Origin of the sequence: Microbispora sp. H10949, assembly GCF_014161435.1 — a bacterium.
GTDB lineage: Bacteria > Actinomycetota > Actinomycetes > Streptosporangiales > Streptosporangiaceae > Microbispora > Microbispora triticiradicis.
The window spans coordinates 23049-40731 of sequence record NZ_JABBWZ010000012.1; the positions used below are offsets into that span (position 1 = coordinate 23049).

General features: G+C 73.4%; 20 protein-coding genes. 9 read left to right on the forward strand and 11 right to left on the reverse strand.

Features of this window, described 5'->3' with window-relative positions:
- Positions 1-244: 244 nt before the first annotated feature.
- Positions 245-1180: a YihY/virulence factor BrkB family protein gene (locus HHX40_RS28265; protein WP_182883017.1), complete on the reverse strand. Its 936-nt coding sequence runs from the start codon at positions 1178-1180 to the stop codon at positions 245-247.
- Positions 1181-1612 (reverse strand): CBS domain-containing protein, encoded by a 432-nt coding sequence (locus HHX40_RS28270; protein WP_182883018.1) that lies wholly within the window; start codon positions 1610-1612, stop codon positions 1181-1183.
- A gap of 142 nt (positions 1613-1754) precedes the next feature.
- Between HHX40_RS28270 and fbp the strand changes: the two genes are divergently transcribed.
- Both fbp and HHX40_RS28280 read left to right on the forward strand, forming a co-directional pair.
- Positions 1755-2879: a fructose-1,6-bisphosphate aldolase/phosphatase gene (gene fbp, locus HHX40_RS28275; RefSeq protein WP_182883019.1), complete on the forward strand. Its 1125-nt coding sequence runs from the start codon at positions 1755-1757 to the stop codon at positions 2877-2879.
- A 16-nt stretch (positions 2880-2895) separates the two neighbouring features.
- Complete coding sequence (locus HHX40_RS28280; protein ID WP_182883199.1) at positions 2896-3108, forward strand: DUF1918 domain-containing protein; 213 nt, start codon at positions 2896-2898, stop codon at positions 3106-3108.
- 4 nt (positions 3109-3112) lie between these two features.
- Here HHX40_RS28280 and HHX40_RS28285 read toward each other — a convergent pair whose 3' ends face one another.
- Positions 3113-3679 carry a phosphoribosyltransferase gene (locus HHX40_RS28285; protein WP_244301634.1) on the reverse strand — a complete coding sequence of 189 codons (567 nt, stop codon included), beginning with the start codon at positions 3677-3679 and terminating at the stop codon, positions 3113-3115.
- Between the two features lie 168 nt (positions 3680-3847).
- On the opposite strand from HHX40_RS28285, the gene HHX40_RS28290 reads away from it, so the two are divergent.
- Positions 3848-4882: a LacI family DNA-binding transcriptional regulator gene (locus HHX40_RS28290; RefSeq protein WP_111697321.1), complete on the forward strand. Its 1035-nt coding sequence runs from the start codon at positions 3848-3850 to the stop codon at positions 4880-4882.
- Positions 4883-4899: 17 nt separating this feature from the next.
- On the opposite strand, the gene HHX40_RS28295 is transcribed toward HHX40_RS28290, so the two are convergent.
- Entirely contained in the window at positions 4900-5898 is a 999-nt protein-coding gene (locus tag HHX40_RS28295; RefSeq protein ID WP_182883020.1) for a DUF418 domain-containing protein, read from the reverse strand.
- Positions 5899-6086: 188 nt separating this feature from the next.
- Here HHX40_RS28295 and HHX40_RS28300 point away from each other — a divergent pair, with 188 nt between their 5' ends.
- The 5 genes from HHX40_RS28300 (at position 6087) to HHX40_RS28320 (ending at position 9586) form a co-directional block, all read left to right on the forward strand.
- On the forward strand, positions 6087-7286 hold the full coding sequence (locus HHX40_RS28300; RefSeq protein WP_310738329.1) for a sensor histidine kinase: 1200 nt from the start codon (positions 6087-6089) through the stop codon (positions 7284-7286).
- Between the two features lie 35 nt (positions 7287-7321).
- Entirely contained in the window at positions 7322-7945 is a 624-nt protein-coding gene (locus HHX40_RS28305) for a response regulator (RefSeq protein WP_182883200.1), read from the forward strand.
- Between the two features lie 75 nt (positions 7946-8020).
- Complete coding sequence (locus HHX40_RS28310) at positions 8021-8293, forward strand: GlsB/YeaQ/YmgE family stress response membrane protein (protein ID WP_182883022.1); 273 nt, start codon at positions 8021-8023, stop codon at positions 8291-8293.
- A gap of 259 nt (positions 8294-8552) precedes the next feature.
- Complete coding sequence (locus HHX40_RS28315; protein ID WP_182883023.1) at positions 8553-9188, forward strand: hypothetical protein; 636 nt, start codon at positions 8553-8555, stop codon at positions 9186-9188.
- A gap of 5 nt (positions 9189-9193) precedes the next feature.
- Complete coding sequence (locus tag HHX40_RS28320; protein WP_182883024.1) at positions 9194-9586, forward strand: hydrogenase maturation nickel metallochaperone HypA; 393 nt, start codon at positions 9194-9196, stop codon at positions 9584-9586.
- A gap of 151 nt (positions 9587-9737) precedes the next feature.
- Here HHX40_RS28320 and HHX40_RS28325 read toward each other — a convergent pair whose 3' ends face one another.
- From HHX40_RS28325 to HHX40_RS28345, 5 genes are all read right to left on the reverse strand, one after another.
- A complete protein-coding gene (locus HHX40_RS28325) occupies positions 9738-10064 on the reverse strand; it encodes an STAS domain-containing protein (RefSeq protein ID WP_182883025.1) in 327 nt (108 codons plus the stop codon).
- Positions 10064-11134 carry a cobalamin B12-binding domain-containing protein gene (locus tag HHX40_RS28330; RefSeq protein WP_182883026.1) on the reverse strand — a complete coding sequence of 357 codons (1071 nt, stop codon included), beginning with the start codon at positions 11132-11134 and terminating at the stop codon, positions 10064-10066. Before HHX40_RS28330 ends, HHX40_RS28325 begins: the two co-directional genes overlap by 1 nt.
- Positions 11135-11208: 74 nt before the next feature.
- Positions 11209-12291: a cobalamin B12-binding domain-containing protein gene (locus HHX40_RS28335; RefSeq protein ID WP_259404017.1), complete on the reverse strand. Its 1083-nt coding sequence runs from the start codon at positions 12289-12291 to the stop codon at positions 11209-11211.
- Complete coding sequence (locus HHX40_RS37945; protein ID WP_182883027.1) at positions 12291-13934, reverse strand: PP2C family protein-serine/threonine phosphatase; 1644 nt, start codon at positions 13932-13934, stop codon at positions 12291-12293. Before HHX40_RS37945 ends, HHX40_RS28335 begins: the two co-directional genes overlap by 1 nt.
- A 102-nt stretch (positions 13935-14036) precedes the next feature.
- Positions 14037-14963 carry an ROK family protein gene (locus tag HHX40_RS28345; protein WP_182883028.1) on the reverse strand — a complete coding sequence of 309 codons (927 nt, stop codon included), beginning with the start codon at positions 14961-14963 and terminating at the stop codon, positions 14037-14039.
- A gap of 271 nt (positions 14964-15234) precedes the next feature.
- Here HHX40_RS28345 and HHX40_RS28350 point away from each other — a divergent pair, with 271 nt between their 5' ends.
- The gene (locus HHX40_RS28350) at positions 15235-16236 is read left to right on the forward strand and encodes a sulfite exporter TauE/SafE family protein (RefSeq protein ID WP_182883202.1); all 1002 of its coding nucleotides are present in this window, start codon (positions 15235-15237) and stop codon (positions 16234-16236) included.
- Between the two features lie 27 nt (positions 16237-16263).
- On the opposite strand, the gene HHX40_RS28355 is transcribed toward HHX40_RS28350, so the two are convergent.
- Both HHX40_RS28355 and HHX40_RS28360 read right to left on the reverse strand, forming a co-directional pair.
- Positions 16264-16863: a TetR/AcrR family transcriptional regulator gene (locus tag HHX40_RS28355; protein WP_182883029.1), complete on the reverse strand. Its 600-nt coding sequence runs from the start codon at positions 16861-16863 to the stop codon at positions 16264-16266.
- Positions 16860-17669: an SDR family NAD(P)-dependent oxidoreductase gene (locus tag HHX40_RS28360; RefSeq protein ID WP_182883030.1), complete on the reverse strand. Its 810-nt coding sequence runs from the start codon at positions 17667-17669 to the stop codon at positions 16860-16862. Before HHX40_RS28360 ends, HHX40_RS28355 begins: the two co-directional genes overlap by 4 nt.
- Positions 17670-17683: the final 14 nt, after the last annotated feature.

The following is a 17683-nucleotide window of genomic DNA, read 5'->3' on the forward strand; positions in this document are numbered from 1 at the left end:
GCCGCCCACGCCACCGGTGTCGGCAGCCGGCTCGGGCGCCGGCCGGTCGGGGGACGGCCGGTCAGGAGACGCCGGAGAGTCGGCCGGCTCCGCTGTCCCTTCACTCTGACCAGGGAGTGAGGGGAAGACGCTGGAGATGCCGTTGCCTGGGGAACGACCGGTGTCGGGCACGCCCCCCTACTGCCCAAACAATCTACGATTTATCGCGACAAATGCCACGCGATGCACTCACCACCCCGACGCGTCAGTGACGGTCATTCGACGGGCGGTCCGGGGCACGCTTGGGGCTCGCCTCTCGCGCATGACGTTCGATCGCGCCGTTGATCTCCGCGCCGAACAGCACGACCAGCGCGGAGAGGTACAGCCAGAGCATGAGCACGACCACCGCGCCCAGAGCGCCGTACGTCTGGTCGAAGCGGCCGAAGCCGCTGACGAAGACCGACAGGCCCACCGAGACCAGCAGCAGGGCCGGTACGGCGAGTCCCACGCCCCAGCCGACCGTGTGCCACCCGGGGCGCCGTCCGGGTTCCAGCCGGGCGCCGGGGACATACCGGTAGAGCAGCGCCAGCCCCGCACCGAAGAGCAGGACGAGCAGCACCCAGCGCCCGGCCGAGACGGCGGCGCGGGCGGCCGCGCCGAGCCCCAGGTGCCCCAGCACCACCGGGAACGCGGCCACGAGCGCCAGCAGGACGGACGTCCCGGCGATGGCCGCGACCGTGAGCAGCAGGGCCGTCAGCCGGGTACGGATGAAGCCGCGCTCCCGCCGGCCGCCGTAGACCGCGTCGACGGCCCGGACCAGCGCCTGGACGGCACGGGACGACGCCCACAGCAGCGCGACGAGGCTGAGCGCCAGGGGCGCGCCGAAACCCTGGCGCCCGGCGCGCACCGCGTGGGTGAGCTGGGAGACGAGCAGCCGGCCGACGTCCGGGGGCAGCGGGCGGGTGAACGACGCCAGTTGCCCGGCCACCTGCCGGGGGTCGGCGACCAACCCGTAGACCGCCACCACGACCATCAGGCTCGGGAAGACCGACAGCGTCCCCCAGAAGGCGATGCCCGCGGCCAGCAGAGACAGGCGCTCCCGGGACGCCTCCTCCCGCACCCGCCGGGTGATCGCCCGCCACTCCTCGGCCGGAGGCCACGCCCGCGCCCACCCCGTGATCACGCCGTACCGGCGCCGCATCTAGTCGCTCTGCCGCTGCGGTTCGCTGATCTCCTTGACCACGGGCGTGAGCAGGTCGGCGGTGAGCTGGTGCATCTGGAGGAGCAGGTCGTCGATGGTCAGCATGCCGACCACCCCCTCCTCGTCCGCCACGGGCAGCCTGCGGAAGGAGTGGCGGCGGAAGGTGTCGAACGCCACCTCCACCTCGTCGCCGGGCCGCACCACGACGGGACGCTCCGACATCACCCGGCCGACGGGCGTGTCCGCGTCCTCCCCGCGGGCGAGTACGCGAAGGGTGAGGTCGCGGTCGGTCACGACGCCCGTGACGCCCTGCCCCTCCGAGACGACGACGCATCCGACGCCCGAGTAGTCCATGTGCCGCGCGACGTCCCGCACCGGGGTGACCGGCGGGACGACCACCACGGGCGTGGACATCACATCTCTGATCTTCATGGCCGGCACTCCCCCCGCGCCCGCCCAGGGCCCTGTCCTCAGCCCACTCCTACCCGCCGTACGGAAGTCCCGCCCTATTTGTGACCTAGTGCTCTTTTTATTCCCAAAAATACAGATAAGGGTGTATTTGGAGGTGATGACCATGATCACGCTGAGCGTCATCAAGGCCGACACCGGAGGCTTCGTCGGCCACTCCGCCGTGCATCCCCGATTGACCGCCGAGGCCAGGCGGGAGATCGAGCGGGCCAAGTCATCCGGGCTGCTCGTCGACGGCCACGTCGAAAGCTGCGGCGACGACATCTCGCTCATCATGACCCACACGTACGGCCCCGAGGCGGGGCTGATCCACTCCTTCGCCTGGGACACCTTCCAGGCGACCACCCACATCGCCAAGGATCTCGGCCTGTACGGCGCCGGGCAGGACCTGCTGTCGGACGCCTTCTCCGGCAACCTGCGCGGCATGGGCCCGGGCTACGCGGAGATGGAGTTCGAGGAGCGGCCGTCCGAGCCCGTGCTGTGCTTTCTCGCGGACAAGACCGAGCCGGGCGCGTGGAACCTGCCGCTCTACAAGATGTTCGCCGACCCGTCCAACACCGCCGGCCTGGTGATCGACGAGAAGATGCACGCCGGGTTCGCGTTCGAGGTGTACGACCTGTGCGAGGACCGCCGCATCGTCTTCGACTGCCCGGCCGACCTGTACGACATGCTCATGTACATCGGCGCCCCGGCCCGCTACGTGGTCCACGGCGTACGGTCCAAGACGCTGGGCACGACCGCGGCGGCGACCAGCACCCAGCGGCTGTCGCTGATCGCCGGGAGGTACGTCGGCAAGGACGATCCGGTCATGATCGTACGCTGCCAGTCGGGCCTGCCGGCCGTCGGCGAGGCGCTGGAGCCGTTCGCCTTCGCGTACTCGGTGGCGGGCTGCATGCGCGGCTCGCACCACGCTCCGTTCATGCCGGTGCCCGTCGGGCAGGCGCACCCGTCCCGCTTCGACGGCCCGCCCCGGGTGGTCGCGCTGGGCTTCCAGATCAAGGACGGCAGGCTGGTCGGCCCGCGCGACATGTTCGACGACCCGGCCTTCGACGGCGCGCGCCGGCAGGCGACCGAGGTGATGGACTACCTGCGCCGCCACGGCCCCTTCGAGCCGCATCGGCTGCCGCTGGAAGACCTGGAATACACCACGATGGCCTCTCTCACCAGGCGCCTGTCGCACCGCTGGACGCCGATCACGACCGAGGTCGCCACACCTGCAGGGTTGCGATGAGAGGACTGTGATCAGGATGAAGGCGGCGGTCGGCGACCGGCTGGTCGTCGAGAGCGTCCAACGGGGCAGGCTGGGTCGCGTCGGGATCGTGCTGGCGCTTTACCACACCGACGGCTCACCGCCCTACCTCGTACGCTGGCTGGACGAGGAACGGGAGACGCTGTGCTTCTACCCGGGCCCCGACGTCCGGATAGAGCACTACCTGGAGTGGTGCCCGCAGAGCCCGTGAGGCGCTAAGCCCGGTGGAGGCACTCCATGACGTCCTCGTCGCTCGTCTGGGTGAAGTCCTCGTACCAGGCGCCGATGGCGTAGAAGTGGTCCGGGGTGTCCAGGCAGACGATCTCGTCGGCGTCCCCGCGCAGGCTCGCGATCGTCTCCGGCGCGCCCACGGGCACCGCCAGCACCACCGTGGACGCGCCGTGCGCGCGGGCGACCTGGCAGGCGGCGCGGGCCGTCCCGCCCGTCGCGATCCCGTCGTCCACCACGATCACCGTACGGCCGGCCAGGTCGACGGGCTCGCGGGCGCCGCGGAACCGGCGGGCACGGCGCTCCAGTTCGGCCCGCTCACGGCGTTCCACGGCCGCCATCTCGTCGTCGGTGAGCCGGGCGAGCCGTACGACGTCGGGGTTGACCACCCGCACCCCACCCTCGCCGATGGCGCCGAACCCCAGTTCCGGCTGGTACGGCACGCCCAGCTTGCGCACGAGGATCACGTCCAGGGGGGCACCGAGGGCCCGGGCGACCTGGAACGCCACGGGCACCCCGCCTCGGGGCAGCCCAACGACGACCACGTCTCCCACGCCATCCTTTGCCTCACGGAGGTCACGCAAGCGCTCGCCGAGGAGGAGCCCGGCGTCACGACGATCCACAAACACGACATTCACCCCCAAAACCTGACGGTACGCGGCCTCTCGTGAGCGAGGAGAGCCGCGGGTGAGTCCTGATCGCCTGTCCTGCATACTGGGGCGGTGACCGCGACCGACCGGGCCCCCGGCGGGGAGCTTCCCCGGCACCGGCCGACTCTGGCCGAGATCGCCAATCTGGCGGGTGTGTCTCCGCCGACCGTGTCGAGGGTGCTCAACGGGCAGGCCGGGGTCGCCCTGGCCACCCGGCAGCGCGTGGAGGCGGTGCTCCGGGAGCACGGCTACCGGCGGCGCGACAGCGAGCCCGCCGCGATCCTGGAACTGGTCTTCCACGCCCTGGAGAGCCTGTGGGCGCTGGAGATCATCCAGGGCGTCGAGCAGGTCGCGCGGGAGCGCGGGCTCGCCGTGGTGCTGACCGAGATGCAGGGCAGGCTCACCCCCGGCAGGGCCTGGACCGAACAGGTGCTCGCCCGCCGTCCCACCGGGGTCGTGGCGGTCTTCTCCGAGCTCACCGTGCAGCAGCAGTCCCAGCTCGCCACCCGTTCGATCCCCCTGGTCGTGCTGGATCCGACCGGGGAGCCGCTGCACCAGACGCCGTCCGTCGGGGCCACCAACTGGAGCGGCGGGATGGCCGCCACCCGGCACCTGCTCGACCTGGGCCATCACCGCATCGCCATGCTGAGCGGGCCCACCCAGTGGCCGTGCTGCCGGGCCCGGCTCGACGGTTTCCGGGCCGCGATGGACGCGGCGGGCGTGTACGTGGACCCCGCCCTCCTGCGGATCAGCACCCTCTATGTGGAGGGCGGGTTACGCGACGGCGCCGAACTGCTGCGCCTGCCCGACCCGCCGACCGCCGTCTTCTGCGCCAACGACCTGCAGGCCCTCGGCGTGTACGAGGCCGCCAGACGGGCCGGGCTGCGCGTCCCGGAGGACCTCAGCGTGATCGGGTTCGACGACCTGTCGTTCACCCAGTGGGCCGGGCCGCCCATGACGACCGTACGGCAGCCGCTCGTGCAGATGGGGGCCACCGCCGCGCGGATGGTCCTCCACCTCGCCGACGGCGAGCCGCTCGAACAGCACCGCGTCGAACTCGCCACCACCCTCGTCGTACGGGAGAGCACCGCGCCGCCCCGTTCCTGACCTTTCTACGGCTCCGTTCACGGCCGGCGGCCCCATGTGGCCCATCGCCACAGCCACTCCAGCGGGCCGTACCGGTGGGTGCGCAGCCAGAGAACGGACCACAGCCACTGGACGGCGAGGATGACGGCCGAGGTCAGTGCCACTCTCGCCGAGGACCAGGCCTCCGGTGAGCATCCGCAGAGGCGGGCGGCGAGCAGGACGAGGACGGTCGCGGTCAGGTAGTTGGTCAGCGCCATCCGGCCGAGCGGCGCGAAGACGGCCGTCAGCGCCGGCCGGAGCGGCGTCCGCAGCAGCACGAGCAGGGCGCAGACGTAGATCCCCGCGACCAGCAGCCCGGAGAGGGCGAGCGCCCGCCCGAATCCGGGGTCGTCGCCCTCCTGACCGGCCGACCACCACAGGGCGGGCGCCGCCGCGACCGCGAAGGCCAGTCCGAGCAGCGCCGGCACCCGGGTGGACCGCTCGATCCGGGCCGTCACGCCGTATCTGGTCAGCGCGGATCCCAGCAGGAACAATCCGGCGACCAGGGTGAACCTCTCCCCGCCGAGGAACAGCGCCACCGCGACGAGCACAGGGGCGAGCCCGGCGACCACCCGGCGCGGCAGCCAGGTCGAGGGCAGCAGTACCAGCAGGCCGATGACGGCGTACGTGCTGAGGATGTCGCCGGGCCAGAGCAGGAGGAGGTGCGCCAGCCCGGCCGCGAGCAGCACGAGGAGCCGGCGCAGCAGGATCACCCTCGGGCGGGCGGCCCGGGCGGCGGCCGACTCCAGCAGCAGCGAGAACCCGACGCCGAACAGCAGCGAGAAGATCGGGAAGAAGCGCTGCTCGACGAGCAGGCCCATCCAGGCGTCGTCGGGGGTCGTGGGGGCGGCCGCCCGCAGGACGTCTCCGGTGTGGGCGATGGGTTTGACGTTGGCGAGCAGGATTCCGCACAGCGCGAAGCCGCGCACCACGTCGAGCGCGGTGATGCGCTCACGTCGCGTTCTGTGGGCCGCGGGAGGTTCCGTGAGAGCTTCCATGAGAGCCGCATCCTGCGCGGGCCCGTACGCCCCCGGCATCGGCCGCAAGCGGGAATCGGGCGGCACGGGACCATACTTTCGGCTGGTTCTGCGCGGCCCGCCCATCTCGTAGCCTCGGCCCTGTGTTTACTGAGGGCACTCGTAACCTCGGCCCTGTGTTTACTGAGGGCACTCGTAACCTCGGCCCTGTGCTTACTGAGGGCGCTGTAGCCGGGGGCCGTGCGCGGAGATGGGCGGCCGACACCGGTCTGGGCGCCGTGTTCGCCGTGGTCCTGGCCTTCTGGGCCTCTCTCATCGCCGACAGCTGGGGCGGGGGCTACTGGCGGTTCGACTGCGCCGCCGGGGCCGCGGTCTGTGCCATCGCGTTGTTCCGGCGGCGCGGCCGGGCATGGGCGGCGGTGGCGGGCCTGGCCGTGGCGGCGACCGCCGTCCTGGCCGCCAGGTTCGCCGATCTGCCCGCCGAACCCGGTCCCGGGATGGCCCTCGGCCTGGCCGTGCTGGTCGCCGCGGCGGTCAGGAGACTGCCGGTCCGTACGGCCTGCGGCGTGGCGGCCGGCGGGCTGGCCGTGGCCGTCGGCAGCCTGCTGACCGCGCACACGTCCGCCGCCGGGGTGCCGTCGGTCACCGCGATGAACGTCGCGGCCTGGGCCGCCGCCGTCGTGGCCGGGCTGAGCCCGCGGCTGCTCGACGCCCGCAGGCGGGCCGTCGCGGAGGCGGTACGCCAGGCCGAACGGCTGGCGTTGGCCCGGGAGTTGCACGACGTCGTCGCCCACCACGTCACCGGCATCGTGGTGCAGGCGCAGGCCGCCCGGCTCGTCGCGCGGCGGAGCCCGGAGAAGGCGGGCGACGCCCTGGGCCAGATCGAGGCGGCCGGGTCCGACGCGCTGGCCGCGATGCGTCGCGTCGTCGGCCTGCTGCGCGTCGCCGAGGGTGAGGCGGGCGGCCCCGACGCGGGCCCGGGAGTCGCCGAGCCCGGCCGCCTCGGCGACCTGGTCGGGCGGTTCGAGGCCGGGGGCCGCCCGGTGCGCCTGCGGCTGCCGCGCGAGGAGGAGACGGCGGCGTGGCCGCCCGAGGTGGCCTCGACGGTCTACCGGGTGGTGCAGGAGTCGCTGACCAACATCGCGCGCCACGCGCCGCGGGCCCGCGAGGTCACGGTCAGCGTGGAGCGGGACCGGGACGTCGTCGTCGTGGAGGTCGCCGACGACGCGCCGCCGGGGTCGCAGGCGGGATCGCGCGGAGGGTACGGCCTGCTCGGGATGCGTGAGCGCGTCGAGGCGCTCGGCGGCACGTTTCGGGCCGGGCCACGCCCCGGATCCGGCTGGTCGGTGCTCGCCACCCTGCCGGCCACCCTGCCCAGCCCCCGCCAAGAGTCCCGGCACGACGCGTGACGACGATCAGAGTCCTGGTGGCCGACGACCAGGCGATGGTACGCGGCGGCCTGCGGCTGATCCTGGAGGACCAGCCCGACATCGAGGTGGTCGCCGAGGCGGCCGACGGCGCCGAGGCCGTCGAACTGGCCCGGCGGCTGCGGCCGGACGTGTGCCTGGTCGACGTGCGGATGCCCCGGCTCGACGGCATCGAGGTCACCCGTCTCCTGGCCGGCCCGGGAGTCCCCGAGCCGCTCAAGGTGGTCGTGGTCACCACCTTCGACCTGGACGAGTACGTGTACGGCGCGCTGCGGGCGGGCGCGGTGGGCTTCGTGCTGAAGGACTGCGGCCCCGCCCTGCTGGTGGAGGCCGTGCGGGCGGCGGAGGCCGGGGACGCCCTCGTCTCCCCCTCGGTCACGCTGCGGCTGCTGCGCCACCTCACCACCCACTGGACCACCCACCCGGCCACCCGTCTGGAACATCCCCTCTCGAACCGGGAGATCGAGGTCGTCCACGCCATCGCGCGGGGCCGTACCAACCAGGAGATCGCCGCGGAGCTGTTCATCTCGCTCAGCACGGTCAAGACCCATGTGTCGGGCATCCAGGCCAAGCTCGGGGTGCGCAACCGCGTCGAGATCGCCGCATGGGCCTGGGAGAACCGACTCATAGGACGTACGTGACACAACAGCCCAAAATGTGTCAAATCACCCGGAACGGGCAGGAGGTGGGCAGCAGAACTAGAGAAGGGTGGCAGCATGGCCGTAAGCGGCATCATCTCCGCCATAATCATCGGACTCATCATCGGCGCTCTCGGCCGACTGGTCGTGCCCGGGCGTCAGGCCATCCCGATCTGGCTGACCATGGTGATCGGCATCATCGCCGCCCTCATCGGCACGGCGATCGCGCGGGGCCTCGGAGTGGCGACCACCCCCGGCATCGACTGGCTGGAACTGATCATCCAGGTGGCGCTGGCGGCCCTGGGCGTCGTCGCCGCCGTGGCCCTCTTCAGGCGCGGAAGCGTCGGATAGGCCCTCTCCGACGGCCCCGGCACATGCCGGGGCCGTCGGCGCGTTCCCGGACTTCACCGACCTTTACGTAATCACCGACTTCCTTTGAATTCGCCCGGCCCGGGGCGGCGTACGGTCGTCTTTCGGGGGCGTTTCGGGGGTCTTGATGAACTGCCGTGATGAGACGTGTGTCACCTGCTCGGACGAGGCGGTCGCGGTCACCGTCGTACGGCTTCTTGTCGGGTGGCGTGGTGTCAGGTGAGCCCGGAGGGAGGCGCTCGTGAAAGAGGCGGGCCCGATGACGGCGCCGATGGAGCACCGCATGCGCTGGCAGTTCGGCGTGCTCGCGCCGCCGGGCTTTCCCGGCGAGCCGTCGGCCGGCGTGACCGAGTGCCTCCTTGAGGCGGACCCGGACGCGACGATCGACCTGCGGCTGCGGTTCCTGCACGTCAGGTGCAGGACCGTGGAGCGGGAGGAGGACGACGGCTACTGGCCGGTGCCGAAGCTGACCGTCGCCGGGCACGACTACCTCGGCTTCGACGAGGCCGTCGAGCGGGAGACCCGGGCCGTCATCCCCCTGACGGGCGGGCGGCGCACGATCGAGGTCCACGTGCCCGGGGGCCGGGAGATCGAGCCGATCCTCTCCCCGAGCGGTGAGCGCACGGGCCGCGTCACCTGCGAGCACCAGCCGATCCACGCGGAGCTGCGGGTCTCCGCCGAGCGGCTGGCCGATCCGTACGGGCTGGTCAGGTTGCGAGTGGAGGTCCACAACACGGCCCGCTGGGAGCGTGCGGACGCGCCGCGCGAGGAGGCCCTGCGGCACTCGCTGGTCGCGGCCCACCTGCTGATCGGCATCAGCGGAGGAGCGTTCGGCCCGGGCCCTGTCGACGAGGGCCCGCAGGTCAGGGGGGTGTGACGGCGATGCACGAGTTCGGGATCGCCGAGGCCGTTCTGGACGCCGTGGAGCACCGCGCGAAGGGCAGGCGGGTACGGCGGGCCCGGGTGCGGGCGGGCGCCCTGCTCCGCGTCTCCCCCGCGGTCCTGAAGCAGGCGTTCGGCCTCGCCGCCACCGGCACGGTGGCCGAGGGGGCGACGCTCGACCTGGTCGTCGAGCCCGTCCGGCTCGTCTGCCGGGGCTGCGGGCACAACGCCCTGTGCGACAACCCGATGACGATCTGCGGCAAGTGCGGGGGCATCGACATCGACGCCGAGGGTGGGGACCGCCTCGTCCTGGAGTCGGTCCAGATCGTGGAGGCGGCCCATGTGCCTGGGGATTCCGGGCGAGATCGTGGAGATCCCGTCCGATCGGCCTGACCTCGCCACGGTCGACGTGAGCGGGCCCGACGAGGCCCAGCCGCGTGGCGAGGCCCTCACACGAAGGGCCGGGAGCCGACCCCCTGCACGATCCCCTCGACCCGGACGGCGACGCACGCCTGCTCACGGGCCCATTGTCTCAGGCGGCGGTTCAGTCGGGCAGGTCGAAGACGTCGTCGAGGGCGATGACCCGCAGCAGATGGCGCAGGTAGGCGGTCAGCGCGACGATCCGGAAGGCCGCCCCGCGTTCCTCGGCTCCCCGGTAGAGGTTCATCACGACGGCGATGCCGGAGGAGTCGACGAACCTCAGCCCGGCCAGGTCGAGCTCGATCACCCGCGGGTTGTCCGCGAGCACCTTGTCCGCCTCTTCGGCCGCCTCGTCCACGGTGGTGTAGTCGAGCTCGCCGGTCAGCACAAGGCGCGCGGTGCCTGGCTCGGGGGTGACGTACTCGACCAGTAACGGCGGCGTGTCCTGCATCAGGGGCTCGTCTCTTCGGGTTCGGGGTGATCGGGGGCGCCATGGGCCGCGCCCGCCACTCTCATGCCCTCGGCGAGGAACGCCCGGGTTCGAGGGCAGTCTGTCAGCTCACCGCGCAGGACGGCCAATCCGAGCACGACGGACTCGCTCGGCACTCCGCGCGCGGCCAGCACCATGCAGGCCCAGGTGACGAAGTCCGTGAAAACCGACACGTCGCCGAGATACAGCGCGGCGCCGAGGAAGTCGGCGACGTACCCGAGATCCTCCCTTATCTGCTCCATCTGCCACGGGTCGTAGTCCCGCATGGGCGGGTAGGAGGCGACAAGCAGGTCCAGCGCCCGCGGCAGCAGCTCGCCCCGGCGCCGGGCGAGGCAGGCGTACTCGCCGTCGGGCGGCAACTCGGCGCCGTTCTCCCCGGCGAGCGGCAGCGGCCCGGTGTCGAGCAGGTCGGCCGCGATGTCGGCGGCCGGGGCCCAGGCGTCCGCGCCGAGCAGACGGGCGATCCGGTCGTCGGCGCCGAACGCGGCCCCTCCCACCAGGACAGGGACGCCGGCCATCCGGCAGGCGCCGACGGCCCGGTGCGCGCGAGGCAGCCACACGGGCAGCGTGCAGCCGAGCGCGACCAGTTCGGGGCCGGCCTGCCCGATCCATTCGACCAGATGGGGTGCGGGCACGTTGGCGCCGAGGAAGTCGGCCCGCCATCCGTGCAGGCGCAGCACCTCGGCCAGGAGGCGGGTGGGCAGCGCGTGATTCTCCCTCTCCGCGCAGGCGACCACGATCCGCCCGCGGGTGGGGGGCGGGCTCACCCTGTGGGCGACGGCGGCGACGACCCGCTCGCTGACCGCGGACGCCGCGTGCTCCTGGGCCACGGTCCACCGGTTGACCGCCCAGAGCCGGCCGACCCGGCGCTGGGCCGGACCGATCACCCGCAGCAGCACGTCCTGCGCGGAAACGCCCTCGTCGAGCATCCCGAAGACCAGGTCGACGGCGCCGGACTCGTCGGCCTCCTCGATCTGTCGCAGATAGCGGACGATCTCGCTCGTGAAGCCCGCCGCCGGGGCGCTCACCATCGCACGTCCACCGGCCGAGGGGGGAGCCGCCGGGGTCTTCCCACGTCACGCCCCCTTCAGCTGAGTCCTTTTCCTCACGTTACCCGTGAGGGCGAGCCGCCGGACGGGCGGGAGGCGGCCGCCGCCTCCATGCCCTCGGCCAGCAGGGCGCGGGCGCGCGGGCAGTCGGCCAGCACATCCCGGAAGAGCCGCAGCCCGAGCACCACCGACTCGGCGGGCACCTTCCGGGCCGAGAGCACCTCGCAGGTCCATGTGACGAAGTCGGTGAACAGGCTCGTGTCGTGGACGTAGAGCGCGGCCGCGAGGAAGTCGGCGATGTGCCCGAGGTCCTCCGCGGTGTGCTCAAGCTGCCGCTCGCTGTATCCGCCCATCGGGGCGTACGACTCGCTGAGCAGGTCCAGCACCCTGACCAGCACCTCGGCGCGGTGCCGGGTCAGGTATCCGTACTCCTCGTCGCCCAGGTGGACCGCCCCGTCACTGCCGGCGGCGAACGACGGCAGCCCGGCGGCGAGCCGGTCGGCCGCCGCGTCGGCGGTGGGCGCCCACGCGTCCGCACCCAGCAGGCGTGCGAAGCGGCCGTCGGCGCCGAAGGCGGCCCCGCCCGCCAGCACCGGGACGCCCACAGCGCGGCAGGCGGCGATGGTGGCGTGCGCCCGGGGCAGCCGGGTCGCGATCATGCAGCCGAGCGCCACCACGTCGGGGCCCGTCTGGTGCAGGTGCGTGATCAGGTGCGGGCCCGGCACGCTCGCCCCCAGGAAGTCGACCCGCCATCCCCGCAGCCGCAGCACCTCGGCCAGCATGCGGGTGGGCAGCGCGTGATACTCCCCGTCGGCGCAGGCCACCGTCACCCGGCCACGCGTCGGTCTGGGCCGCACCCGCCCGGCGATCGCCGCGACGGCCCGCTCGCTGACCGCGGTGGCCCCGTGCTCGCGGGCCACCGACCAGTCGCCGGCCGCCCACAGCTCACCCACCCTGCGCTGGCCTGCGGCGACGACCCGCAGCAGCACGTCCTCGGCGGGGACGCCCTCGTCGATCAGGTCCAGGACGAGATCGACCGCGCCGTACTCGTCGGCCTCGCCGATCAGTTTCAGGTAGCGCTCCACCGAGGTCCCGGCGCCGGTGCCCGCCGGTCCGCCCGTCATCCCTGCCTGGGTCATCACGTCGTCTCCGCCCACACGGTCTTGGCACCCGGCATGGCACCCGTCGCCGAACCGGTCGCCGGGTCGTACCCGCCCGCCCGTACGGCGAGGAGGGCGCGGTCGTCCTGCTGGCCGCCCGCGAGCCACTCACTGCTGATCTGCTCCAGCCGCTCCACCAGCGCGTCGACCGGCATGCCGGCACAGCTCGCCAGGGCCTCCTTGAGCCGTTCCTCGCCGAACATCTCCCGCCTGGTCGGCCCGCCGAAGGCCTCGGTGATGCCGTCGCTGTACAGCAGGCACACCTCGCCGGGAGCCAGGTCGACCGTGGCCGGCCGCACCACGGTCTTCTTCAGCGCGCCGAGGAGGGAGCCGCGGGCGGGCGCCTCCTCCACCGTGCCGTCCCGGCGCAGCACCAGCGGCGGCGGATGGCCCGCCACGGCCAGATCCACCAGCACGTGCTCGTCGGGGGCGACCCGGAGCGCCGCGAGGACCAGCGTGACGTAGGAGTTCGGCGCCGGCGAGGCGAGCAGCGACCGGTTCAGCAGTTCGAGCAGCTGGACCGGGCGGCTTTCCAGCAGCAGCAGCGCGCGCAGGCTCTGCCTGACCTGCCCGGCCAGTACGGCCGCGCGGGCGCCCTTACCGCAGACGTCGCCCAGGATGATCAGAGGCGGACGTTCCAGGATGCCGATCCCGCTGTCGTGACCGGCGCCGGTCTCGGACATGTAGACGTCGTAGAAGTCGCCGCCCACGGCGCCGGCCTGCTGGGAGGACCGGAGCCTCCCGGCGAGGCGCATGCCCTCGACCTCCGGCAGGTCGGGCGGCAGCAGGTCGTCGATCAGGATGGCGTTCACCGCGCTCTGCTCCCGGAACAGCGAGGCCGCCGAGAGCGCCGCGCCCGCCCGGGACGCGAGGTCGCGCACCATCGCCAGGGCCTCGTCGTCGAACGGAGGCCGACCGGCGCGGCGGACCAGCGCCATCGCCCCCGCGGGGACGCCGTTGCCGGGCAGCGGGAAGACCAGCAGGTCACCGGCCGGGCCGAACCCCTCCGGCAGCAGCCAGTCCGGCGCGGCGCCCGCGTCCTGCCGCCCGCCCGAGCCGTGCGTCAGGCCCGCGAGCGCGTCGGTCAGGCCCGGCACCCGCAGCGCCGTCGAGAGCGGCATGACGCCCTCCTCCGGTCCGGGGTGCCCGGCGACGGCCCGGATCCACTCGACCCGGCGGTTGGTGGCGGGCGGCAGCACCACGACCGCCAGGTCGCACAGGAACTCGGTGCCCAGATCCACGGCGGCGCGGGCGCATCGGCGTGGGTGGAGCGACGCGAACAGGCGGCGCGCGGCCTCAAGCAGGAACTCGGCGCGGCGCGGCAGGGGCGGCGCCTCGCTCAGGTAGAGAGCACGGTGGTCGCCGGCCGCCTCCGTCCGCACCCGGATCACCCGGCCGCCGTACGTCACCGTGTTCGATCCGGCCTGGTCCAGCTGTGGGGGAACCGGCCTGCCCGGGACGATCTCCGGCGCCAGCCGGGCCGCCGCCGCGTTGGCCAGCAGCACGACGCCATCTGCGTCGCACAACACGATTCCCTCGTCGCTGCCGTCCAGCAGCGCCGCCATGTCGCCGGGCGTCGCCCGCGCGGCTCCCGCGTTCGCGGAGCCGGTGGCGCCTCTCACCCGTGCGTTCTCCTCATGGCCCTCGATCCTCGGATCCGTCGTCTTTGTCAGACTACCTTCGGCCCTGTCGGCTCGATCCACGCCCCTTGGCCACGGGATGGGCTAAGGAACGCCCTGGAGCAGGACCAGGGCGGCGGCGCCGAACAGCCCGGCGTCGCGGCCCAGTGAGGTCGGCTCCACCCGCAGGCGGCGCAGGAAGCCGAGCCCGGTGTTCCGCCCGATCGCCCGCCTGAGCGGGTCGAACAGGATCGGTCCCGCCGCGGCCACGCCCCCTCCGATGACGACGTCGTCGAGATCGAACAGGGCGGACGCCGTGAGGACGGCGGTGGCCAGCGCGCCGCCCGCGCGCTCGAAGGCGCGGACGGCGGTGGGATGACCGGCGCGGGCGTCGGCGGCCAGAGCGCGGGCGTCCGCGCCGGTCCAGCCGTTCGCGGCGGCCCAGCGCACCATGCCGGGCCCGCTGGCGATGGTCTCGACGCATCCGACGCCGCCGCAGGGGCACGGCTCGCCGCCGGGATCGACGGTGATGTGGCCGATGTGGCCGGCGTTGCCGGTCGGGCCGACGTACGGCACGCCGTCCAGCACGAGACCGCCGCCCACGCCGGTGGACACGACCATGCCGAGCATCGCCCGGCTCCGCCCGGTGGGCCCGTCGGGAATGGGGCCGGTGAGCCCGCGCCACCACTCGCCGAGCGCCATGCACTGGGCGTCGCCCGCGAGCCGTACGGGACGGCCGGGCAGTGTCTCACCGAGCGCGTCGACCAGCGGGAAATCACGCCAGGCGGGGATGTTCACCGGACTGACCGTGCCGCGGCGGGGGTCGAGCGGACCGGCGGAGCCGACCCCGATTCCGTCTAGGCGGTCGGGCGCCACCCGCTCGGTGATCCGGCGCACGACCTCCGAGAGCGTCCGGCCGGCCGACTCCGGGCCGCGCAGCGGCACCTCGGTGCGGGCCAGCATCTCGCCGTCGGGCGCGACCGCCGCGGCGGCGAACTTCGTGCCGCCGATGTCCACCGCGAGCACGGTCATCGCCGCGTCCCCGGTCTCTCCACCACGGTCACTCCCGTCGCTTAACCGGATAAGGCCACGCAACGCTAGTCGCTTGACGACCGCCGCGTCAACGCTCCGTCACCGGCACCCGGGCGGCCGCCGACAAACCGGTTCAGCGGTAAATATCCGACCCCGCGGACATCGGCGGGGCGGGGGCGGGAAGGGCCGCGAGGGGACCCGGCCTGATGAACAGGGCTTTCCATAATTCCGATCGATTTGGTAGGGTTCGCTGGTGCATTTCGACTACACCATGGCGATCGGCTCCTTTCTGGTCGCCGTCGTCGTCGGCCTGACGGGGATGGGCGGGGGCGCCCTCATGACGCCCATGCTCGTGACGTTCTTCGGCGTGCCGCCCCTCGCCGCCGTCTCCAGCGATCTCGTCGCCGCCGCCGTGATGAAGCCGGTGGGCAGCCTCGTGCACCTGCGCCGGGGCACGGTCAACCTGAGGCTCGTCGCCTGGCTGTGCGCGGGCTCGGTCCCGGCGGCGTTCTGCGGCGTGCTCATCGCCCGCGCCCTCGGCACCGGCGAGGGCGTGCAGAGCGTGATCCAGAAGGGCCTCGGCATCGCGCTGCTCATCGCCGCGGCCGGCCTGGCCGTCCGCGGCTACCTCGCGATGCGCGACCGCGCCGAGGGCCGCACCCCCGAGACCGGCCGCCGCACCGCCGCCCCCGGCGAGCCGGCCGCGACCGAGATGCCCTCGGTCACCGTACGGCCGCTGCCGACCGCGCTGGTGGGGGCCGTCGGCGGGCTCGTCGTCGGCATCACCTCGGTCGGCTCGGGCTCCCTGATCATCGTGGCCCTGCTCGCGCTCTACCCCGCGCTGAAGGCCAACCAGCTCGTCGGGACCGACCTGGTCCAGGCCGTGCCGCTGGTCATGTCGGCCGCGCTCGGCCACCTGCTGTTCGGCGAGTTCACGCTGTCGGTCACGGTCGCGCTGCTGGCGGGCTCGATCCCCGGCGTCTACCTCGGCTCGCGCATCTCCTCCCGCGCCCCCGGCGGCCTGATCCGCCGCGCCCTGGCCTTCGTGCTGCTCGCCTCGGCGCTGAAGATGTTCGGCGTCGGCAACGCGCAGACCGTCTGGGCCCTGCTCGCCGTGCTGCTGCTCGCCCCGGCCTTCTGGATGGTCCTGCGCGTGCGCTGCGGCCTGCCGCCGCTGCCCTGGACGCGTACGGCGGCCTCCTCAGCGGGCACCTCACCGGACTCCTCACCGGACTCCTCGGACAGAGACTCCGACCGGATCGCCGCGCAGTAGGACCGGCGGCGGCGCCGGCGGCCCGGCTCAGGAGGCGGGCGGGTGGCGGCGCAGGGACTGCCAGATGGGCTCGGGCAGCAGCCGGGCGGCCTCGTCGAGGTCCGCCTCCGGCGCACCGGCGATCCACCGGCGCGTGACCTCGGCCACCGGGCCGATCAGCAGTATCTCGATCACCGGCACGGGCAGGCCGGCGATCGCCCCCGACGCGACGTGCGGGCGCAGCCACGCCACCAGCGCGTCCAGGCGCGGCGTCTTCGCGGCGGCCGCCGCGCCGGGCTCCACGTGCCCGAGGTACGGCGAGGCGTGGATGAACCTCGCCTTGGCCGGGTGCTCCCGTACGAAGCCGAGGTAGGCGACGACGATCGCGCGCACCCCCGCGCGGGGGTCGTCCACCCCCTCCACGGCCTCGACCAGCGCGTCGAGCAGATCGGCCAGGCACGCGGAGTAGAGCGCGGTCGCGAGGCCGGGGAAGCTGCCGAAGTGGTGGTAGAGGCTGCCGACGCTGATCCCGCCGCGCCCGGTGACCGCCCGCATCGTGAAACCCTGCGGGCCGTCGTCGGCGTACACGGCGAGGGCGGTGTCGAGCAGCCGCCGCGCCGTCTCCTCGCCGCGCCGCTGCCGGGTCACGCCGTCCTGGTGAGGGCCGCGGCCTGGCTCCACAGCGCCTCCGCGAGCGCGGCGTCCCGCGCGACGGGGGCGAGCGGGGTCTCCTCGTCGATCTCGAAGTAGCGGCCGGTGCCGCCGGAGGCGTCGAGGGCGAGGCGCACGACGGGCCGCGCGCCGGCCTCGGGAGTGTCCCAGGTGCGCTTGACCGCCTTCAGCACCAGCCCGAGCGGGCCGCCCCTGGCCCCGAGGTCGGTCCGGATCACGCCCGGGTGGACCGCGTCGATCGTCACCCCGGCATCCTGCCACCGCCGGGCGAACAGCGGCACCATCATGAGGTTGCACAGCTTGGTGTCCGCGTACGTGCGGATGGGGTGGAAGTCCAGCCCGGTCGCGGTCCGGCCCGGCTCCGCCCGGCCCTTGACGTACAGGCCCGCGCTGACCTGGACCACCCGCGTGCCGCTCTCACGCAGCCGATCCTCCAGCAGGTGGTTGAGCAGGAACGGCGCGAAGTGGTTGACCGCGAACGCGCGCTCGATGCCGTCCGCGGTGATCTCGCGGCGGGCCGGCCAGACGCCCGCGTTGTGCACCAGCACGTCGAGGCGCGGGCAGGCGTCCAGCAGGGCGCGGGCCGCCTCCCGCACCGACGCCGCCTCGCCCAGGTCGGCGACGACCAGCACGGCGTCGCCCGGCAGGGCCGCCCGCGCCGCCTCTCCCCGTACGGGATCGCGGGCGACGATCACGACCCGGTACCCCTCCTCGGCGAGGCGGGCCGCGACCGCCTGCCCGATCCCGCGGGAACCCCCGGTGACCACAGCCGTACGCGTCATGGGAGCGACTCTAA

Coding starts and splice junctions, on each gene's coding strand:
- HHX40_RS28265 (WP_182883017.1), bottom strand. CDS start 1,180: ATGCGGCGCCGGTACGGCGTGATCACGGGGTGGGCGCGGGCGTGGCCT.
- HHX40_RS28270 (WP_182883018.1), bottom strand. CDS start 1,612: ATGAAGATCAGAGATGTGATGTCCACGCCCGTGGTGGTCGTCCCGCCG.
- fbp (WP_182883019.1), top strand. CDS start 1,755: ATGATCACGCTGAGCGTCATCAAGGCCGACACCGGAGGCTTCGTCGGC.
- HHX40_RS28280 (WP_182883199.1), top strand. CDS start 2,896: ATGAAGGCGGCGGTCGGCGACCGGCTGGTCGTCGAGAGCGTCCAACGG.
- HHX40_RS28295 (WP_182883020.1), bottom strand. CDS start 5,898: ATGGAAGCTCTCACGGAACCTCCCGCGGCCCACAGAACGCGACGTGAG.
- HHX40_RS28305 (WP_182883200.1), top strand. CDS start 7,322: ATGGTACGCGGCGGCCTGCGGCTGATCCTGGAGGACCAGCCCGACATC.
- HHX40_RS28310 (WP_182883022.1), top strand. CDS start 8,021: ATGGCCGTAAGCGGCATCATCTCCGCCATAATCATCGGACTCATCATC.
- HHX40_RS28320 (WP_182883024.1), top strand. CDS start 9,194: ATGCACGAGTTCGGGATCGCCGAGGCCGTTCTGGACGCCGTGGAGCAC.
- HHX40_RS28325 (WP_182883025.1), bottom strand. CDS start 10,064: ATGCAGGACACGCCGCCGTTACTGGTCGAGTACGTCACCCCCGAGCCA.
- HHX40_RS28330 (WP_182883026.1), bottom strand. CDS start 11,134: ATGGTGAGCGCCCCGGCGGCGGGCTTCACGAGCGAGATCGTCCGCTAT.
- HHX40_RS28335 (WP_259404017.1), bottom strand. CDS start 12,291: ATGACCCAGGCAGGGATGACGGGCGGACCGGCGGGCACCGGCGCCGGG.
- HHX40_RS28345 (WP_182883028.1), bottom strand. CDS start 14,963: ATGACCGTGCTCGCGGTGGACATCGGCGGCACGAAGTTCGCCGCCGCG.
- HHX40_RS28350 (WP_182883202.1), top strand. CDS start 15,235: ATGGCGATCGGCTCCTTTCTGGTCGCCGTCGTCGTCGGCCTGACGGGG.
- HHX40_RS28360 (WP_182883030.1), bottom strand. CDS start 17,669: ATGACGCGTACGGCTGTGGTCACCGGGGGTTCCCGCGGGATCGGGCAG.